This window comes from Sphingomonas sp. YR710 (assembly GCF_900101455.1).
Classification (GTDB): Bacteria; Pseudomonadota; Alphaproteobacteria; order Sphingomonadales; family Sphingomonadaceae; genus Rhizorhabdus.
The window spans coordinates 317,962-334,683 of record NZ_FMZJ01000001.1; the positions used below are offsets into that span (position 1 = coordinate 317,962).

Genomic DNA, 16,722 nt, shown 5'->3' on the forward strand with positions numbered 1-16,722 from the left:
CGGCAAATAGGGCAAGCGATGTCGAAAGCGAAGTGAGCTTTTTCCGGGAGGCGGTGGCTGTTGCAAGAGCCGCCGGTGTCGGATGCGTGAGGTGGTGGGGCGAAGTAATGCGTAGAATTGGCGTTGCCGGTGCGGCCGTTCTGGTCTTGCTCATGCCCCTGGACGTTGCGGTTGCCATTGTCGGCCCGCCGGCGCCACCGCCGGCGCCCGTAACCGCGCCGCTCAAGCCCTATCGGATCAATCCCGGCGACGAGATCGAAGTCTATGTGTGGGGCGACGAACGTCTCCAGCGGACGCTCAAAGTGCTGCCCGACGGCAGCTTCTCCTTCCCGTTGGTGGGGCGGATCGAAGCGCTCGACAAGTTGCCGACCGACCTTGAAGGCGTGATCGTCAAGGGATTGGCGGATCAGTATCGCAACAGTGTGCCGCGCGTGACGGTCTCGGTTCGCAACCCCACAGGCCTGACCTATTCGGTGGCTGGAAGGGTGAAATCCCCCGGCAGTTTTACGCCCGGCCATTATGTCAATGTGCTGGAGGCGATCAGCGTTGCCGGCGGCCCGACAGAATTCGCGGATCTGGCCAAGACCAAGATCTATCGTAAAAAAGGTGGCGAACTCGTCGTTATCGACGTGAAGCTGGACAGTGCAATGAAGGGTTCGCCCTCTCAGGCTGACCTGAAGACCGGATTGATTGAACTCCAGAGCGGGGATGTGGTGGTCGTACCATGAAGATATTGGGGGGACATGCCACTGCGATGGGGGTCGCGCTGGTTCTGACGAGTGCCGCGCAGCCTACGGCTGCAAAGATCATTCCGTCGATCGATACGACGGTGCGTCTTGGCTATGACACCAATCCGTTTCTATCGCAGGGCAATGATCTGGCGACGGGATCGGCGAAGGTCGATGTCAAGCCAGCGCTGAGCTATGTGACGCCGACGGGGCAGGCCGTGCTGACCGGCGACTATGAGCGCTCGCAATATCAGCAGCATTATGGCCATACCGATCAATATGGCGGAACGCTGGATCTTCGGAAGCGCTTCAATCCCAAATTCGATGCGTTTGTCGCGCTACGCTATGACAGCAGCGTGATCGGGCAGAGCGACGATGTCGTGGCGCAATCGCCCAGCGCACCGCCGACCGACCAGACCGACGTCAACCTGATCGGTCAGCGCCAGAGATCGAACGTCTATAGCGCGCAGGCCGGCTTCAACTATGTCGTCGGTCCAAAAGACACGGTTTCGGTCGATGGCGGCATCACGTTGACGCGGTTTCCGGGCCGGGGGCTGGGATCGGCGTCCGATAATTATGGCGGGCGGGTGGCCTTGTCGCATGCCATCAGCGCCAAGACCAAGATCGGCGTCAGCAGTTCTGTCTACCGGATCGTCTACGACATTGCCGGTTTCAACACGCTGGTCGCGCAGCCTACTGTCACTTTCTCCACCCAGTTGAGCCCGACCTGGAACCTCGACTTAGCGGCGGGCGTGTCGATCAGCGACATTGTGTTGCCAGGTCCGGGCAACGACAGCCGCACGGTCGGTTTTGCCGGTAACGTCAGTCTGTGCCACGCCGGGCGGACCAACCATTTCTGCCTCTCCGGATCGCGCACCGTCAGCGGCTCCGGGCTTGGCGGCTCCAGCCAGCGCAATCAGGTCGGGCTGCATTTCGACCAGGATCTGACCCCGACCTTGAGCGCCGATGCGAATGCCAGCGTCACGCAGAGCAAATCGCAGAGCAAGGCGATCGGAAACCGCGATTATGTGTCCGTGCAGGCCGGGCTAACCAAGAAGGTGACGCGGCGCTTCAAGGTCGGCGTCGATGGCCGTTATCGCGACGTGTTCGGCTCGGGCACCAAGGTGAAGGCCGATGTCGGCGGGGAGGTCAACGCGACGCTGATATTGCCGGGGCCGTCATGAGTGAGGCCGGCCTTAGCGCCGCCGACGGCGAGCTTTATGAAGGCTTGCTGGGCTACATTCCGTCAATCCTGATCCAGCGGCGATGGTACGTCGTGATACCGGCCATTGCTTGCTCGGCTGCGGGGGTGGGGCTGGCTTATTCACTGCCGACCCAATATCAGTCCTCCGCCACCGTGCTGGTCGAATCCAAGGACCTGCCCGATGATATCGCGGCATCGCCGCTCAACAATCTGATCGATCAGCGAATTGCGAAGATCAAGCAACAGGTCCTAAGCCGGCCGGATCTTATCGATCTGATCCAGAATAACGGCCTCTATGCGTCGGAACGGCGCCGCCAGCCGCTGTCGGCGATCATCGACAAGATGCGCGATGCGACCGCGATCACGCCGGTGAGTGCCGATATCGACAAGTCGAACCGGGCGCGCGGCACATCCAGCACCGTGGCTTTTTCAATCTCTTTCACCTATCGCGACCCCGCCAAGGCGCAGCTCGTCGCGCAGCAGTTTACCGAGAAGCTGCTGCGGCTGGATTCGACCCAGCTTGCGGCGCAGGCTGATGCCACGGCGAGTTTCCTGCACGATCAGGCCGCCGGAATCCAATCGCAGATCACCGAGGTCGAAAACCAGATCGAGGAAATCAAGAGCCGCAATGGGCTGGCCTTGTCGCGCATGGGGGGCTTCATTCCTTCGACCGGGAGCTATGATGTCCAGATCGCGGCTCTCCAGCGCGACAATACCGAATTGTCGGCGAAAATGACGAGTGCGACCTCGATCGGCAATGACAAGATCTCGGCCGCCGAGGCCCAGCTTGCCGCCGCCAAGGCAATCTATTCGGACAATCATCCCGACGTGATCGCCGCTCAGCAGAAATTGACCGAGGCGCGCGCATCGGCCAGATCCGGCAGTACCAATGTCGGCAACAATCCGGCGATCGCGGCGCAAATCGCGGCCAATAATCGCGCGATCGCCGCGCTCAATGCATCGCGCGCAAGCGAGACGTCACGCGCGTCCGCGGCCATCTCCGCTCAATCCGGGGCGCCGTTAATCGAAGAGCAGATCCGGCAGTTGCAATCCAAATCGGATGGGCTGCGGCGCAATTATGATCGCATCTCGGGGAGCCTGCTCGCGGCCGAAGCCGCGCAGAAGATGGAGAGCCAGCAGAAAGGCGATCGGCTGGTGCTCGTCGATCCGCCGACCACGCCCGACAAGCCGATTTCGCCCAATCGGCCGATGTTGATGATCGGCGGGTTCGTCCTCGGGGATCTGCTCGGCATCGGCCTGGCCTTGCTGATCGAATTCTTCATGCGGCCGATCCGGGGCGCGGCGGCGCTGCAGAATCTGCTTGGCGTGGGGCCGCTCGTCGTCATACCCACGCTTAAGGAAAAGGCGCCGAAGCGCAAGCGACAGCGTTTTTGGCGGCGCAAGATTCGCAAGGCAGCACAGGCATGAGCTTCGATTCTGCCCCCGGAAGCCAGCCGGCTTTCCCGGTGCCTGGCGCCGCCGGCCACCAGACCGGTTTCGATGCGCTTCGCAAGAACGGCATTTACGGATTCGACAGCAAGGATATCCGATCGCGGCCGTTTACGCTGCTGCGTGCGCAGGTGCTTCGCATCGCGCGCGCAAAGAACTGGCGGCTGATCGGCGTAACCTCTCCCACGCCACGTGTCGGCAAATCGTTCATCGCATCGAATCTCGCCGCGGCGCTCGCGCGGACGCCCGATCTGCATACCTATCTGTTCGATTTCGATTTGCGGCGGTCGTCGATTGCCCGCAATTTCAACCTGCCCGGCGAAATCGGCGTGTCGCATTTCCTCGATGGCACGGTCAACGATCTGCGCGAGGTCGCCCGAACGATTGCCGACGAACATCTGACGATCTTCCCGAGTTATTCCAACGGAGCAGCTTCGGACGAGTTGGTGGCGTCGACCCGGATGGATTCGCTGATCGCCGCGATGCGCGCCTTGCCTGAAAACACGATGTGCCTGTGCGATCTGCCGCCTGTCTTTGCCAATGACGATGCGGTGATCATCTCGCAGAAGATCGATGCCTATCTGATGATCGTCGAAGACGGGGTCACAACGCGCAAGCAGATCCGCGACAGTTTTCGCCTGCTGTCGCCGGCGCCGTGCATCGGCACGGTGCTCAATCGCTACGACGCTAGCCTGATCTCGGACGATTATGGCTATAGTTATCGCCAGCAGAAGCAATATTCGGAATATTACAACGATTAGGATCCAGACCCATGATTTATGAGGTCGTGATGAGGCGGAGAAGGGCATTGGAAGGGAGAGCGTGCAGCCAGCTACTTTTCAGTAGCTGGCAATCGATCGACCGTGCCAATGCCCTTCTCCGCCTCACCCTTCGGGCAGCGCTTTTCCGGGCGCCAGGCTGCGTCGGACCGCTCGATCGGGCTAAACAGCGCGCCCTTCGCGCTCCTTCTTGCCTGGCATCCCGGAAAAACACTGTCACGGCCTCATAAATCATGGGTCTGGATCCTAAGCCGACACGCAGCGTTGGGTTTGCCGAGGTTTCGTCGCAGGGCGCGCGCCAGCCCATCGTTCGCGACGTCGCCGTCGAATGCCCCATTGCGATCGAGATCAACGGCATCGGTTATGCCGTGATGATGGCGAGCCCGGCCGATATCGAGGATTTCGCGGCGGGCTTCGCGTTGAGCGAGCGGATCGTCGAAGCCGTTGGCGATCTGGTCGCGATCGATAGCCACGCCATCGACGGCGGCATGATCCTGCGTATCACCGTTGCCGCGCATTGCCTGCCACGGGTGTTCGATCGCGTGCGGCACCGCGTTTCGGAATCGTCGTGCGGGCTGTGTGGCATCGAAAATCTCGAACAGGCGCTCCGTCCGTTGCCGGTGGTGACGGAGCATAGCCTTGCCGATCATGCCGCGATCTTCCGGGCGCTCGACGGCTTGCGCGCGCACCAGCCGTTGAGCCGCGCGACCGGGGCCGTCCATGCGGCGGCTTTGGTCGGCGCCGACGGCACGATCCGCCTTGCGCGCGAGGATGTCGGCCGGCACAATGCGTTCGACAAATTGATCGGAGCGATGGCACGGGGCGGGCTGGCGTGGGGTGGCGGCTTTGCCCTGCTGTCGGCGCGCTGTTCCTACGAGCTGGTCGAAAAGGCGGCGCTGGCGGGGTGCCCGATGCTCGTGACAATTTCGGCGCCGACAAATCTGGCGATCGAGCGGGCGCGGGACGCGGGGTTGCGCCTGATCGTTCTTGCGCGTTCCGACAGCCTGCTCGATTGCGGTGATTGACCGCAGCGGCGGTGCGACGCAATCTGCCAAGGGCAACTGTTTGGGCTGGAACATAAAAATGGGGTGGAAATCGCGCGCGGCCGGCATGGTCGCGATCTTTGCTATACCGATGGCCGTCGCGGCGGCGCCGGGCGGCAGCTTTCTCGATGACGGCTATTTTCACGTGATGGACGTGTTGCCGCCGGCGCCGATCAAGGAAGAGCCGCGTGGACAGGCTGATCGCGAGATCTTCAAGCTGACCCGCAAGCTCAAGGGCAGCGATCGGTGGACCCTGGCCGTCAACGATATTGCCAGCGATACGGCGTCGCTGCTGCGCGATTTCAGTTGTGCCGTCGGCATCAACCTTACGCCGCAAAATGCGCCGAAGACGGCGGCGTTGCTCGAAAAGGCCTCGCGCGATACGGCGCGTGAAACCAATGTCGTCAAGGATTTCTACCGACGGCAGCGCCCGTTCCTGATCGATCAGGGCGAGGTGTGCGAGCCGGTCGCCGATCTGGCGGGCAGCTTCGACTATCCATCGGGCCATGCTACCCGCGGCTGGACGTGGGGGCTGATCCTCGCCGAGATCGCTCATGACCGCGCCTCGCCGATCCTGACGCGCGCACGCGCTTATGGCGAAAGCCGGGTCGTCTGCGGCGCCCATAATGCCAGCGCAGTCGAAGCGGGGCGGCTTTCGGCGACGGCGACCCTCGATGTGGTGCGCACCGAGCAGGCTTATGCCGATTCCGTCATTGCGGCCCGTGCCGAACTATCGGCGTTGCGCAAGCAAAGCGCGCCGCCCTCGCCATCGGCCTGCTCGGCCGAGGAGATCTTGACCGAGCAGCCGATCATGCGCTGACGATCGCGATGCGCCGTTCGGCCAGCGCGAGCATGGCAGGCCGGTGGCTGATCAGGATCAGGCCGCAGCCGCGCCGATCGATTTCTGCTTTCAGCCGCACGATCAGTTCGGCTTCGGTCGCGGCATCGAGGCCTTCGCTGGGCTCGTCGAGCAGCAGCCACGGCCGGCCGGCGAGCAGCGCGCGGGCGATGGCGATCCGTTTGCGCTGCCCGCCGGACAGCCGGCTGCCATCGTCGCCGATCCAGCAATCGAGCCCGCCGGGCAGCGCGGTCAGTTCGCGATCGAAGCAGGCGATCGTCAGCGCCTCGATCATGTCCGCCTCGGTGATGCCGGGCCGCGCGAGCCGGAGGTTGTCTGCGATCGTCCCGGCCAGCAGCCGCGCATCCTGCGGCGCGAGCCCAAAGACCCGGGACAGGTCGCGCGGCCCGCATGTCCGCAGGTCGATGCCGTCGACCGCAAAGCCGGACGGTGCCGGCCGCAGTCCGGTCAACGTTTCGATCAGGCGGGTCTTGCCCGCCCCTGATCGGCCGACCAGTGCGATCCGGTCGCGCTGCGCCATCTCATGCGCCACGCCGTCGATCGTCATCCGCAGGTGATGTCCGACAAGGTCCAGGCAGCGGCCGGCGTCGGCGGGCAGGGCGGCCAGCGCCGCGATCCGGTCGAGGCCCGCAGCGATCATGCCCTCGCGGGCATATCCGCGCACCATGGCGGCGAGCGCCTCGATCGTACCGGCTGCGCCGAGCGCCGCCAGTGCGATGATCTGTGGCGTCGCGTCGGCGAGCAGGATCCCGCCGCCCGTCGCGATCCCGCCGATAATGAGCAGGAGGCCGTTCAGCCGCGCCTCGCCGATCGCGATGCGGCGGCGGGCCTGATCGTACAGGTCGGCCTGTGTGGTGCCGATCGCCGTAATACGACGCTGCAGGTCATAAACGAGGATGTCGGCGGCGGCCTCCGCGTGGCTGACCAAATCGCGTTTCAGCAGGCCGATCACCTGTTGGGCATCCTCCGCCGGTCGCTCCAGCCAGCGGCGGGCAAGCACAGGCGTGCCCCATGCCACCGTGCCGATCGCGATCGCCAGCACCAGCGGCGGCCATGGGCCGGCGAGGGCCGCGAGCGCCAGCCCGCACAGCGCGGCGGCGATGGCCGCGGGGCGGGCGGGGCGGCGCACCACCCGGTCTTCAATCGCGTCGATCGCGTCGATCAGCCGCGCGGTCGTATCGCCGGGAATCAGGGCGAGGGCATCGGTGACCGGCGCCTGCGCGATCCGGGCGATGAGCCGCGCGCGCAGCCGTGCGGTGGCGTGCAGCGCGGCCTGGTGGCTCCATAGCCGTTCGCCATAGCGGCCGGCGGTGCGCGTGATCGCCAGAAAACGGATGGCAGCGCTGGGCAGCAGATAGTTGAGCGCCTGGATTGCGGCGATGCCACCGGCTGCGGCGACGGCGGCGCTGGTCAGGAACCAGCCCGACATGGCGAGCAACAGGATCGAGCTTCCGGCGACGAGCATCGCGGCGGCAATGGCACCAGCCATCGCCCGACGCTCGATCCCAGCCAGCGGGCCGATAGGATCGGGATCGCTCATGGCATGTCGATCCGCTGCATCGCGGCCGCGATCAGCCCGGGATGATGGGTGGCAACGATCACGGTGCGTCGCTGCGCCGCGCTGACGAGCAAAGCGATCACCGCCTGTGCGCTCGCCTCGTCAAGATCAGCGGTGGGCTCGTCGAGCAGCCAGACCGGCGCATCGCGCAGGATTGCCCGCGCCAAGCCGATCCGTCGCCGCTCGCCGCCCGACAAGCCCGATCCTCGATGATCGACGATCGTCGCCAGCCCGTCGGGGCGGCTGTCGATCATCGGCCCGAGCCCTGCGGATCGTGCTGCGGCGTCGATCGCCGCCGCGTCGGCACCGTTCCGGGCGATCGCGATATTGTCGGCGATCGATCCCGGAATGAGCGCGGTGGCCTGCCCGGCCCAGCCGATCGGATGGCGAAGGCCCTCGATTGCGCCGGCGCTCAGCGGGACAAGGCTGATGATTGCGTGCAGCAGGCTCGACTTGCCCGATCCGCTCGGGCCGGTGAGGGCGGTGAGGCTGTTTTTGGGGGCGTTGAGCGAGATCGGGCCGATGCAGGTACCGTCGGGATAGGTGATGATGGCGTTGTTGATCGTGAGGGTATCGCCCGCGGATAGCCCCCACCCCAACCCCTCCCTTAAAGGAGAGGGGCTTGCAAATTGCGAGGGCAGCTCAACACTAAGCCCCTCTCCTTTAAGGGAGGGGTTGGGGTGGGGCCTCGCCGCAAGCGCCATGCTTGAAATCCGCGCCTGTGCCGCCTCGCCCACCTGCTTGTCATGATAGGCTGCCGCCAGCCGGCGCATCGGCAGATAATATTCCGGCGCCAGCGCGAGCGCGAACAGCGCCCGCCCCAGGGTCAGATGCTCGGGCACGGGAAAGGGCAGCAGGCCAAGCAGGTTGAAGCCACAATAAACCGCGATCAGCGCGACCGAGAGGGCCGCGAAGAATTCGATGACGGCGGTGGACAGAAAGGCGATCCGTAGCACCGCCAGCGTGCGATCGGCGACCTCGTAGGTCGCGCGTTCCATCTGCGCGATGATCCGGCCTTCCGCCGCAAAGCCGATGATCACCGGCAGCGCGCGGATCCGATCGACGAACAGCCCGGACAGGCGCGCGAGCGCGATCAACTGGCGGTCGGCGGCGTTGCCCGCCGCGCCGCCCGCCAGCGCCATGCCCAACCCGAACGGCACCAGCGTCGCGAGCAGGATCGCGGCGCAGATCGGGCTCGCCATGGCGACGGCGGCGGCGATCAGCAGTGGCATGCACATCGCGGCCGTCCGCAACGGCAGGTAGCGCGCATGAAATCCTTCCGTCGCCTCGACATGATCGACGGCCATTGCCAGATCTTCGCCGATCGAGCGGCGGCTCACGCGTGCGATCAACAGAATTGGATAAAGCCGGCTGCGCAGATTCCGCTTGTGGAGACGGGCGCAATCGAACCCCGACCAGGCGGCCTGGTGCTGGAAAAAGGCCCTGATGCTGGCGGCCAGTACGATGGCGAACACCCCCGCACCGACCGCGATACCCTGTCTGTCGACGAGCCCGGCGACTGCGCCAGCCAGTCCGCCGGCGAACAGGATTGCGCCGAGCGCATCGGCGATCCAATATCCGGCGGGGCGATTGATCTGCAGCCGCGGGGATCGCATCTGGCGCGGATTCCTCGTTGAACAGCCCCCGATAAGAGCCTAGGCGCTAGGCTACAAAGCGACGCCCCGCAACCTTGACGGTGGCGCCCGACCCTTGGGGGTTCGCAATGGATATTGCCGTCGTCGAGCTGTCTCGCCTGCAATTCGCGCTCACCGCGCTCTACCATTTCCTGTTCGTGCCGCTGACGCTGGGATTGTCCTTCCTGCTTGTCATCATGGAGAGCATCTATGTGATGACGGGACGGGAGATCTGGAAGATCACCACCCGTTTCTGGGCCAAATTGTTCGGCATCAATTTCGTCCTCGGCGTGGCCACCGGCCTCACCATGGAATTCGAATTCGGGATGAACTGGTCCTATTATTCGCATTATGTCGGCGACATTTTCGGCGCGCCGCTCGCGATCGAAGGGCTGATGGCCTTCTTCCTGGAGGCGACTTTCGTCGGGCTGATGTTTTTCGGATGGGATAAGTTGTCGCCGCGGGCGCATCTGCTGACCACCTTCCTGGTGGCGCTGGGATCGAACCTGTCGGCCTTGTGGATATTGGTGGCGAATGGCTGGATGCAGAATCCGGCCGGCGCGGCCTTCAATCCGGCGACGATGCGGATGGAGGTGACCAGCTTCTACGAGGTGCTGTTCAATCCGGTCGCGCAGGCAAAGTTCGTGCACACGGTGAGCGCCGGCTATGTCACCGGATCGGTGTTCGTGCTCGGCGTATCGGCCTGGTTTCTGCTGAAGGGGAAATGGGTCGCGCTCGCGAAGCGATCGATGACGGTGGCGGCGGCGTTCGGATTGCTCTCATCGCTGTCCGTGGTCGTGCTCGGCGATGAATCGGGCTATACGCTGACCGACAACCAGCGGATGAAATTGGCCGCGCTCGAAGCGATGTGGCACACCGAGCCGGCGCCGGCGGGGATTTCGATCTTCGGTATCCCCAGCCTGTCGGGGCGCGATACACGCTACGAAGTCAAGATACCCTATGTGCTTGGCCTGATCGCGACCCGCAGTTTGACGGGGCAGGTGACCGGCATTTATGAACTGGTCGCCAAAGCGGAGACCCGCATTCAATCGGGCATCATCGCTTATGATGCGGTCCAGACGCTCAAGCGGGCACCTGCCGATCTTCCAGCGCGCGCGCAGTTCGAACTGCATAAGCACGACCTCGGCCATGCGTTGCTGCTCAAGCGCTTCGTCGCCGATCCGCGCGCGGCGAACGCGGGTCAGATCGAGCAGGCGGCATGGAGCACGGTGCCGAACGTGCCGGTGATGTTCTGGGTGTTCCGGGTGATGGCGGGACTGGGCTTCTTCCTGATCGGTTTCTTCCTGCTGGCCTTCTATTTCTCGACCATCCGGCGATTCGATGTGCGCTGGTTCCTGTGGACGGCGGTGCTGATCATCCCGCTGCCGTGGATCGCGATCGAATTCGGCTGGATATTGTCGGAAATCGGCCGTCAGCCCTGGGTGGTCGCAGGCGAGTTGCCGACCTTCCTCGGCGCATCGAGCCTGACGGTCGCGCAGCTCTGGACGACGATCATCGGCTTCACCCTGCTCTACGGCGTCCTTGCGGTGATCGAGGTGCGGCTGATGCTGAGTGCGATCGGCCATGGCCCGGAACAGCCGAAGGGAGCCGAAGACGGCGATGTGACTGCGGGCGGCTATGCGCCGTTGCCGGCGGAATAGGAGCGGGACGATGGCGATTCCGATCGATTATGAAACGCTGCGGCTGATCTGGTGGGTGCTGATCGGGGTGCTGCTGATCGGCTTCGCGCTGACCGACGGATTCGATCTCGGCGTGACCGCGATGTTGCCGTTCATCGCACGCAGCGACGTCGAGCGGCGGCTGGTGATCAATAGCGTCGGCGCGACCTGGGAAGGCAATCAGGTGTGGTTCATCCTCGGCGGCGGGGCGATCTTCGCCGCCTGGCCATTCGTTTATGCCGTGAGCTTTTCCGGCCTCTACCCGGCGATGTTCCTGGTACTTGCCGCGCTGATCCTGCGGCCGGTGGCGTTCAAATATCGATCGAAGCGACCCGATCCGGCTTGGCGCAGCCGGTGGGACTGGGCGTTGTTCGTGGCCGGTTTCGTGCCCGCTTTGGTGTTCGGCGTCGCGGTCGGCAATGTGCTGATCGGCCTGCCGTTCCGGTTCGATGACGACCTGCGGAGTTTCTACGAGGGCAGTCTGATCGCGTTGTTCAGTCCGTTTGCCTTGTTATGCGGCCTGCTGTCGGTGGCGATGGTGGTGCTGCACGGGGCCTGCTGGCTGGCCATGAAGCTCGAGCCTGGTGTGGTGCAGGTTCGCGCGCGGCGGTTCGGGGTAGCGGCGGCGGCAGCGGCAATATTGTTGTTTGCGGCGGGCTATGTGCTGATAGCGTGGGGGCCTTTCGGAATGCGGATCGATCCGGCGGCGATAGCCGGCGGGCCGTCCAATCCGCGGTTGAGCAGTTCGTCGGTGATGGCCGGGGCCTGGCTCGATAATTTCCACATGCGGCCATGGCTGTGGGTGGTTCCGCTTCTCGGCTTCATCGGTGTCGTGCTGGCTGCTGCGGGCCTGCGGTTTCGTCGCGATCTGATGGCTTTTGCCGGTTCGTCACTGGCGACGTTCGGGATCATCGCGACCGTCGGCCTGTCGATGTTCCCCTTCATCCTGCCGAGTTCGATCGATCCGCGTTCCAGCCTGACGGTCTGGAATGCGTCGTCGAGTCATGCGACCTTGTTCGTCATGCTGATCGTGACGGCGGTGATGCTGCCGCTCGTATTGCTCTACACTGCCTGGGTGTACCGCGTCCTGTTTGGACGGCTGACGGCGGAAGAGATCCGAATCAATCCCGACTTTTACTGAGCGAGGCGAATCGATGTGGTATTTCAGTTGGGTGCTGGGCGTCGGTCTGGCCGTCGCCTTCGGTATATTGAACGGCCTGTGGCACGAGATTCGGTCGGGCGCAGACGAGGATAGCGCGATCTGATCGCAAGCAGAAAGGTGATGCGGCCGGGCCAGTTGCCATCGAGGGGATACGGATAACGTTACTGGTCCGGTGCATCGGTTCTGCCGAGAAACAATAAAAAGGCCGCACCATGGTGCGGCCTTCCTATCGACTTCGGCAGCCTTAAAAAGGCTGCAATCGCAATTACATCGCGTTCGAAGCGTTATCCGTCGCGTTGGTGTCCATCGCAGCGTTGGTGTCAGCCATCGCGTCGGCAGCAACGGCGTTATCCGTCACGTTGGTGTCGTTTGCGGGAGCAGCTTCCTTCGGCTTGCACGAAGCGAGACCGAGCGAGGCAACAGCGATAAGCGAAAGGGTAACGATCTTCTTCATGATCGAAGTCTCCGGAATGTTTCAAAAAAAGCGAGTGGCTTGAACGATCCCAATCACGTTCAGGCTTGTTTCCCCCCGAAACAGGCACGCCCTCTTTATCGTCTTGCTGTGTGCGATGCAATGTCTCTTATTATGGTAGTTATTGAGGCGATGCTGGCGGGGGGGAGGCGGGTGTTTCGGCCGGGGGCGAAGCGGCGGGAGCCGCGGCTTCTGGCGGTGTGGCCGTTTCGGGGCCGATAGGATTTGCCTCGGCATCTGCAGCCGCCGCGGCTTCGGCGGCAGCTTCGTCACCCTCCTGATTCAGAATTTCCGCTCGCCTTGTCTGTAGATAGGCGGATCGGGCGGCGGCATAGGGATCGAGGCTTGATTCCAGGAAGGCGTCCGCACCGCTGTCCATCAGGCCCGATCGGATGCTGAGGAGTTGTACGCCGGTCAGGGCGAGCGGAACGTGGCGGGGCAGGCCGCAATAGGTTTTGCAGGCGCCGTAAGGATCGGCAAATTGTGCAATGCCGAAGCCTATTCCGTCGCGCATCGTATACGGACCGAACAAAGGCAACATCAGATAGGGGCCGCCATTCATACCCCAGGCGGCGAAGGTCTGGCCGAGATCTTCGGGGGCGGGGGTGATGCCCGCGCGGGTCGCATTGTCGAACAACCCACCGAAGCCGGCTGTCGTGTTCACGATGAAGCGCGCCAGATTATGTGCGGCGCGCTTGGTATGCCCCTGCAGCACATTGTTGATCATCGACCAGGGTTCGCTCAGATTGCTGAAGAAATTGGTGATGCCCTGCCGGGCGGGTTTCGGGGCGACCGTGCGGTAAACCTTGGTCACCGGCTTCATGATCACCTTGTCGAGGCCCTGATTGACAGACCATATGCCGCGATTGAACTTTTCGAGAGGGTCGCGCTCAGCCAACCGGTCGGTTCCCACATGTGCCGTGGTGCAGCCGGCCAATAGTGTCGCCGTCAATAACACGGGCAGGATTTTTGCGGGAAAATGCATAGGTAAGCCCCCTTGGTAAGACGCTGTTCGCGGCCTGTCATACTCCTGTCGGTCGAACAAGTTCCTTGACGCCATATAAAGATATCTTTATATCCGTATATATGCCATGTGATGCCCTTGCTATCTTTCGCGCACTCGCCGATCCGACGCGGTTGCGGATCTTTCACTTGTTGCGCGCGATGGAGTTGGCAATAGGCGAACTGGCACAAGTGCTGGGCCAAAGCCAGCCACGCGTTTCGCGGCACGTGAAGATCCTGTCCGATGCCGGACTGGCCGAGCGGCGCAAGGAGGGGAGCTGGGTCTTTCTTGGCCTCGGCGATCCGGCGTGTGTGACGCCGTTGTTCGGAACGATCGACGCCTGGGATGGCGAGCAGGGTAATGCCTGGACGGTTGCCGATCGCGCGCGACTGGCGGCGGTTCGCGCCGATCGAGCGGCCGCTGCAGCCCGCTATTTTGCGGAACATGCCGAGGAATGGGACGCGATCCGATCGCTCCATGTGCCGGAGAGCGCGGTCGAGGCGCGGATCGGCGAGATGCTGGCGGACGCCGCGATCGGCCGGCTGGTCGATATCGGTACGGGCACCGGTCGGATGATCGAACTGTTCGGCGGTCAGGCGGAATCGGTGGTGGGCGTTGATCGCAGCCCGGAAATGCTCAGGCTGGCTCGCGCAAAATTTACCGAGGCCGGCTTGATCGGCGTCGACTTGCGGCAGGGGGACATGTATGCGCTGCCGCTGGCCGATGGCGCGGCCGATGTCGTGATCATCCATCAGGTTCTGCATTTCGCGCAGCAGCCCGCTGCTGCGATCGCTGAGGCCGGGCGGCTGCTGGCGGCGGGCGGACGATTGCTGGTTATCGATTTCGCAAGCCATGATCGCGAGGATCTGCGAACGCGCGATGCCCATGTGCGTCTGGGTTTCGGCGATGATCAGATCGAAGCGTGGTTTCGCGCGGCGGGGCTGGCACTGTCGCGGGTCGAGGAACTGGTGGGTGAGGCGTTGACCGTTAAATTATGGATGGGGTCGCGCGCGCCGCGCGCTGCACTGAAGGTAGTATGATGAGAACAGTCTCCCTTTCGAAACTCGAAGAGGCGCGCCGCGCGCTTGATGCGCCGCTGTTCGCGGATCTTGCGGGCGACGCGTCGGTGTCTTTCGAATTCTTCCCTCCGAAGACGGCGAAGATGGAGGAGTCGCTCTGGGCGGCAATCCAGACTTTGGTGCCGTTGTCGCCGCGCTTCGTGTCGGTCACTTATGGGGCCGGCGGCTCCACGCGCGAGCGGACCCATGCCACCGTCGCCCGCATCGCCAGCGAGACGGGTGTTGCCGCCGCCGCACATCTGACCTGCGTCGATGCCAGCAAGGTCGAGATCGAAGAGATTGCACGCGCTTATTGGGATGCCGGCGTTCGCCATATCGTCGCGCTCCGCGGTGACCCACCGGTGGCTGGCACGAAATTCGCGCCCCATCCGGAAGGTTATCGCAACGCCGCCGATCTTGTGGCCGGGCTCAAGGCAATTGCACCATTCGAAATCTCTGTCGCGGCTTATCCCGAAACCCACCCCGAAGCGGTCAGCGCGGCTTCGGATCTCGACAATCTGAAGGCGAAATTCGACGCGGGCGCGACCCGTGCGATCACGCAGTTCTTTTTCTCGCCGGAGGCTTACTTTCGCTTCTGCGATCGGGCCGCGGCTGCAGGGATTGATGGAGAGATCGTCCCCGGCATCCTGCCCGTGTCCAACGTCGCGCAGACGCGCAAGTTTGCGGCGATGTGCGGCGCTGAAATCCCGGCGTGGATGGACCGCCTGTTCGAAGGACTGGACGATCATCCGGCGGCGCGCCAACTCGTCGCGGCGACGACTGCCGCTGAAATGTGCCGGCGGCTTTATGCGGGCGGTGTCCGCCAGTTCCATTTCTACACGCTCAATCGCGCGGAACTGTCGTTCGCGATTTGCCACCTGCTCGGCCTGCGCGCCGATGCCAGCAAGTTGGAGCAAGCAGCATGAGCCTCGCCCATTCGGCCGCCGCCGCGCGGTTCCGCGAGGAAGCCGCCAAGCGTATCTTGGTCACCGACGGCGCGTTCGGCACGATGATCCAGAACTACAAATTGCAGGAAGCCGATTATCGCGGGTCCTACGACCTGAAACTCGATCAGAAGGGCAATAATGACCTATTGGTGCTGACCCGGCCCGATGTGATCGACGAGATTACCCGCGGCTATCTGTCGGCGGGTTCGGACATCGTCTCCACCAACACGTTCAACGCGAATACGATCAGCCAGGGCGACTATGATGCCGTTCATCTTGTCCGCGAGATGAACCTCGCCGCCGCTTCGATCGCACGCAGGGCGGCCGATGATTTCGCGACGAAGGATGGCCGCCCTCGCTTTGTGGCGGGTGCCGTCGGGCCGACCAACAAGACCCTGTCATTGTCGCCCGACGTCAACGATCCGGGCTATCGCGCTGTCGATTTCGATACGATGCGCGATGTCTATGGCGATCAGATCGGCGCGCTTGTCGATGGCGGCTGCGATTTTATCCTTATCGAGACGATCTTCGATACCCTCAATGCCAAGGCCGCGATCATGGCGGTCCTCGACGAGCGCGATCGGCGCGGGATCGATATTCCGATGATGGTGTCGATGACGATCACCGACATGTCGGGCCGTAATCTTTCCGGTCATTCGGTCGAGGCATTCTGGCACGCTGTGCGTCATGCCCGTCCGCTGACGATCGGGCTGAACTGCGCGTTCGGCGCCGATCTGTTGCGCCCGCATGTGCAGGTATTGTCGCACATCGCGGATGCGCTGGTGATGATCTATCCCAACGCCGGCCTGCCGAACGACCTGGGCGAATATGACGAGCAGCCGCATACCACCGGCAATTTTATCGGCGACTGGGCAGACAGTCGGCTGATCAACGTCGTCGGCGGCTGCTGCGGCACCACCCCGCCGCATATCGCGGCGATGGCCAAGGCAGTGTCCGGCAAGGCGCCCCGCGTCGTGCCGAGCCACGATCATCGCACCAGGCTTGCCGGGCTCGATCCGATGGTTATTGCGGCCTGACCCTCGAAATGTCATCCCCGCGAAAGCGGGGACCCATGGACAGAGGGACCTGCAAATCTGTCCGCCACTGTAACCGTGGGTTCCCGCTTTCGCGGGAATGACGATGAAAA

General features: G+C 63.4%; 16 protein-coding genes. 12 read left to right on the forward strand and 4 right to left on the reverse strand.

Features of this window, described 5'->3' with window-relative positions; genetic code table 11:
- Positions 1 to 152: 152 nt before the first annotated feature.
- From BLS13_RS01540 to BLS13_RS01565, 6 genes are all read left to right on the forward strand, one after another.
- Positions 153 to 728 (forward strand): polysaccharide biosynthesis/export family protein, encoded by a 576-nt coding sequence (locus tag BLS13_RS01540; RefSeq protein WP_371128179.1) that lies wholly within the window; start codon positions 153 to 155, stop codon positions 726 to 728.
- A complete protein-coding gene (locus BLS13_RS01545) occupies positions 725 to 1,912 on the forward strand; it encodes a hypothetical protein (RefSeq protein WP_143011841.1) in 1,188 nt (395 codons plus the stop codon). The genes BLS13_RS01540 and BLS13_RS01545 overlap by 4 nt, the downstream gene beginning before the upstream one ends.
- Positions 1,909 to 3,360: a GumC family protein gene (locus BLS13_RS01550; RefSeq protein WP_093449240.1), complete on the forward strand. Its 1,452-nt coding sequence runs from the start codon at positions 1,909 to 1,911 to the stop codon at positions 3,358 to 3,360. Before BLS13_RS01545 ends, BLS13_RS01550 begins: the two co-directional genes overlap by 4 nt.
- Positions 3,357 to 4,142, forward strand: a complete 786-nt coding sequence (locus BLS13_RS01555) for a CpsD/CapB family tyrosine-protein kinase (RefSeq protein ID WP_093449241.1) — start codon at positions 3,357 to 3,359, stop codon at positions 4,140 to 4,142. The genes BLS13_RS01550 and BLS13_RS01555 overlap by 4 nt, the downstream gene beginning before the upstream one ends.
- A 251-nt stretch (positions 4,143 to 4,393) precedes the next feature.
- A complete protein-coding gene (gene fdhD / locus BLS13_RS01560) occupies positions 4,394 to 5,185 on the forward strand; it encodes a formate dehydrogenase accessory sulfurtransferase FdhD (protein ID WP_093449243.1) in 792 nt (263 codons plus the stop codon).
- Between the two features lie 58 nt (positions 5,186 to 5,243).
- The gene (locus tag BLS13_RS01565) at positions 5,244 to 6,023 is read left to right on the forward strand and encodes an acid phosphatase (RefSeq protein ID WP_093449244.1); all 780 of its coding nucleotides are present in this window, start codon (positions 5,244 to 5,246) and stop codon (positions 6,021 to 6,023) included.
- On the opposite strand, the gene BLS13_RS01570 is transcribed toward BLS13_RS01565, so the two are convergent.
- On the reverse strand, positions 6,013 to 7,602 hold the full coding sequence (locus tag BLS13_RS01570; RefSeq protein WP_093449246.1) for an ATP-binding cassette domain-containing protein: 1,590 nt from the start codon (positions 7,600 to 7,602) through the stop codon (positions 6,013 to 6,015). The two genes, BLS13_RS01565 and BLS13_RS01570, sit on opposite strands and share 11 nt — an antisense overlap.
- On the reverse strand, positions 7,599 to 9,236 hold the full coding sequence (locus tag BLS13_RS01575; RefSeq protein WP_093449248.1) for an ABC transporter ATP-binding protein/permease: 1,638 nt from the start codon (positions 9,234 to 9,236) through the stop codon (positions 7,599 to 7,601). Before BLS13_RS01575 ends, BLS13_RS01570 begins: the two co-directional genes overlap by 4 nt.
- 107 nt (positions 9,237 to 9,343) lie before the next feature.
- Here BLS13_RS01575 and BLS13_RS01580 point away from each other — a divergent pair, with 107 nt between their 5' ends.
- The 3 genes from BLS13_RS01580 to cydX are packed head-to-tail and all read left to right on the forward strand — an operon-like array spanning position 9,344 to position 12,198.
- Positions 9,344 to 10,915, forward strand: a complete 1,572-nt coding sequence (locus tag BLS13_RS01580; RefSeq protein WP_093449249.1) for a cytochrome ubiquinol oxidase subunit I — start codon at positions 9,344 to 9,346, stop codon at positions 10,913 to 10,915.
- A 10-nt stretch (positions 10,916 to 10,925) separates the two neighbouring features.
- Positions 10,926 to 12,074, forward strand: a complete 1,149-nt coding sequence (cydB, locus tag BLS13_RS01585; RefSeq protein ID WP_093449251.1) for a cytochrome d ubiquinol oxidase subunit II — start codon at positions 10,926 to 10,928, stop codon at positions 12,072 to 12,074.
- 13 nt (positions 12,075 to 12,087) lie between these two features.
- Positions 12,088 to 12,198, forward strand: coding sequence for a cytochrome bd-I oxidase subunit CydX (gene cydX, locus BLS13_RS01590; RefSeq protein WP_093449253.1), 111 nt, complete (start codon positions 12,088 to 12,090; stop codon positions 12,196 to 12,198).
- A gap of 162 nt (positions 12,199 to 12,360) precedes the next feature.
- Here the strand turns inward: cydX and BLS13_RS01595 are convergent, their stop codons facing one another.
- Both BLS13_RS01595 and BLS13_RS01600 read right to left on the reverse strand, forming a co-directional pair.
- Complete coding sequence (locus BLS13_RS01595) at positions 12,361 to 12,549, reverse strand: hypothetical protein (RefSeq protein WP_037522225.1); 189 nt, start codon at positions 12,547 to 12,549, stop codon at positions 12,361 to 12,363.
- A gap of 139 nt (positions 12,550 to 12,688) precedes the next feature.
- Positions 12,689 to 13,552 carry an MlaA family lipoprotein gene (locus tag BLS13_RS01600; protein ID WP_093449254.1) on the reverse strand — a complete coding sequence of 288 codons (864 nt, stop codon included), beginning with the start codon at positions 13,550 to 13,552 and terminating at the stop codon, positions 12,689 to 12,691.
- A 101-nt stretch (positions 13,553 to 13,653) separates the two neighbouring features.
- On the opposite strand from BLS13_RS01600, the gene BLS13_RS01605 reads away from it, so the two are divergent.
- Genes BLS13_RS01605 through BLS13_RS01615 form a run of 3 tightly spaced genes read left to right on the forward strand, consistent with a single transcriptional unit; the run spans position 13,654 to position 16,612 of the window.
- A complete protein-coding gene (locus BLS13_RS01605; RefSeq protein ID WP_093449256.1) occupies positions 13,654 to 14,610 on the forward strand; it encodes an ArsR/SmtB family transcription factor in 957 nt (318 codons plus the stop codon).
- Positions 14,610 to 15,554 carry a methylenetetrahydrofolate reductase gene (gene metF / locus BLS13_RS01610; protein ID WP_093449520.1) on the forward strand — a complete coding sequence of 315 codons (945 nt, stop codon included), beginning with the start codon at positions 14,610 to 14,612 and terminating at the stop codon, positions 15,552 to 15,554. The genes BLS13_RS01605 and metF overlap by 1 nt, the downstream gene beginning before the upstream one ends.
- Positions 15,551 to 16,612, forward strand: coding sequence for a homocysteine S-methyltransferase family protein (locus BLS13_RS01615; protein ID WP_093449257.1), 1,062 nt, complete (start codon positions 15,551 to 15,553; stop codon positions 16,610 to 16,612). The genes metF and BLS13_RS01615 overlap by 4 nt, the downstream gene beginning before the upstream one ends.
- The last annotated feature ends 110 nt before the right edge of the window (positions 16,613 to 16,722 follow it).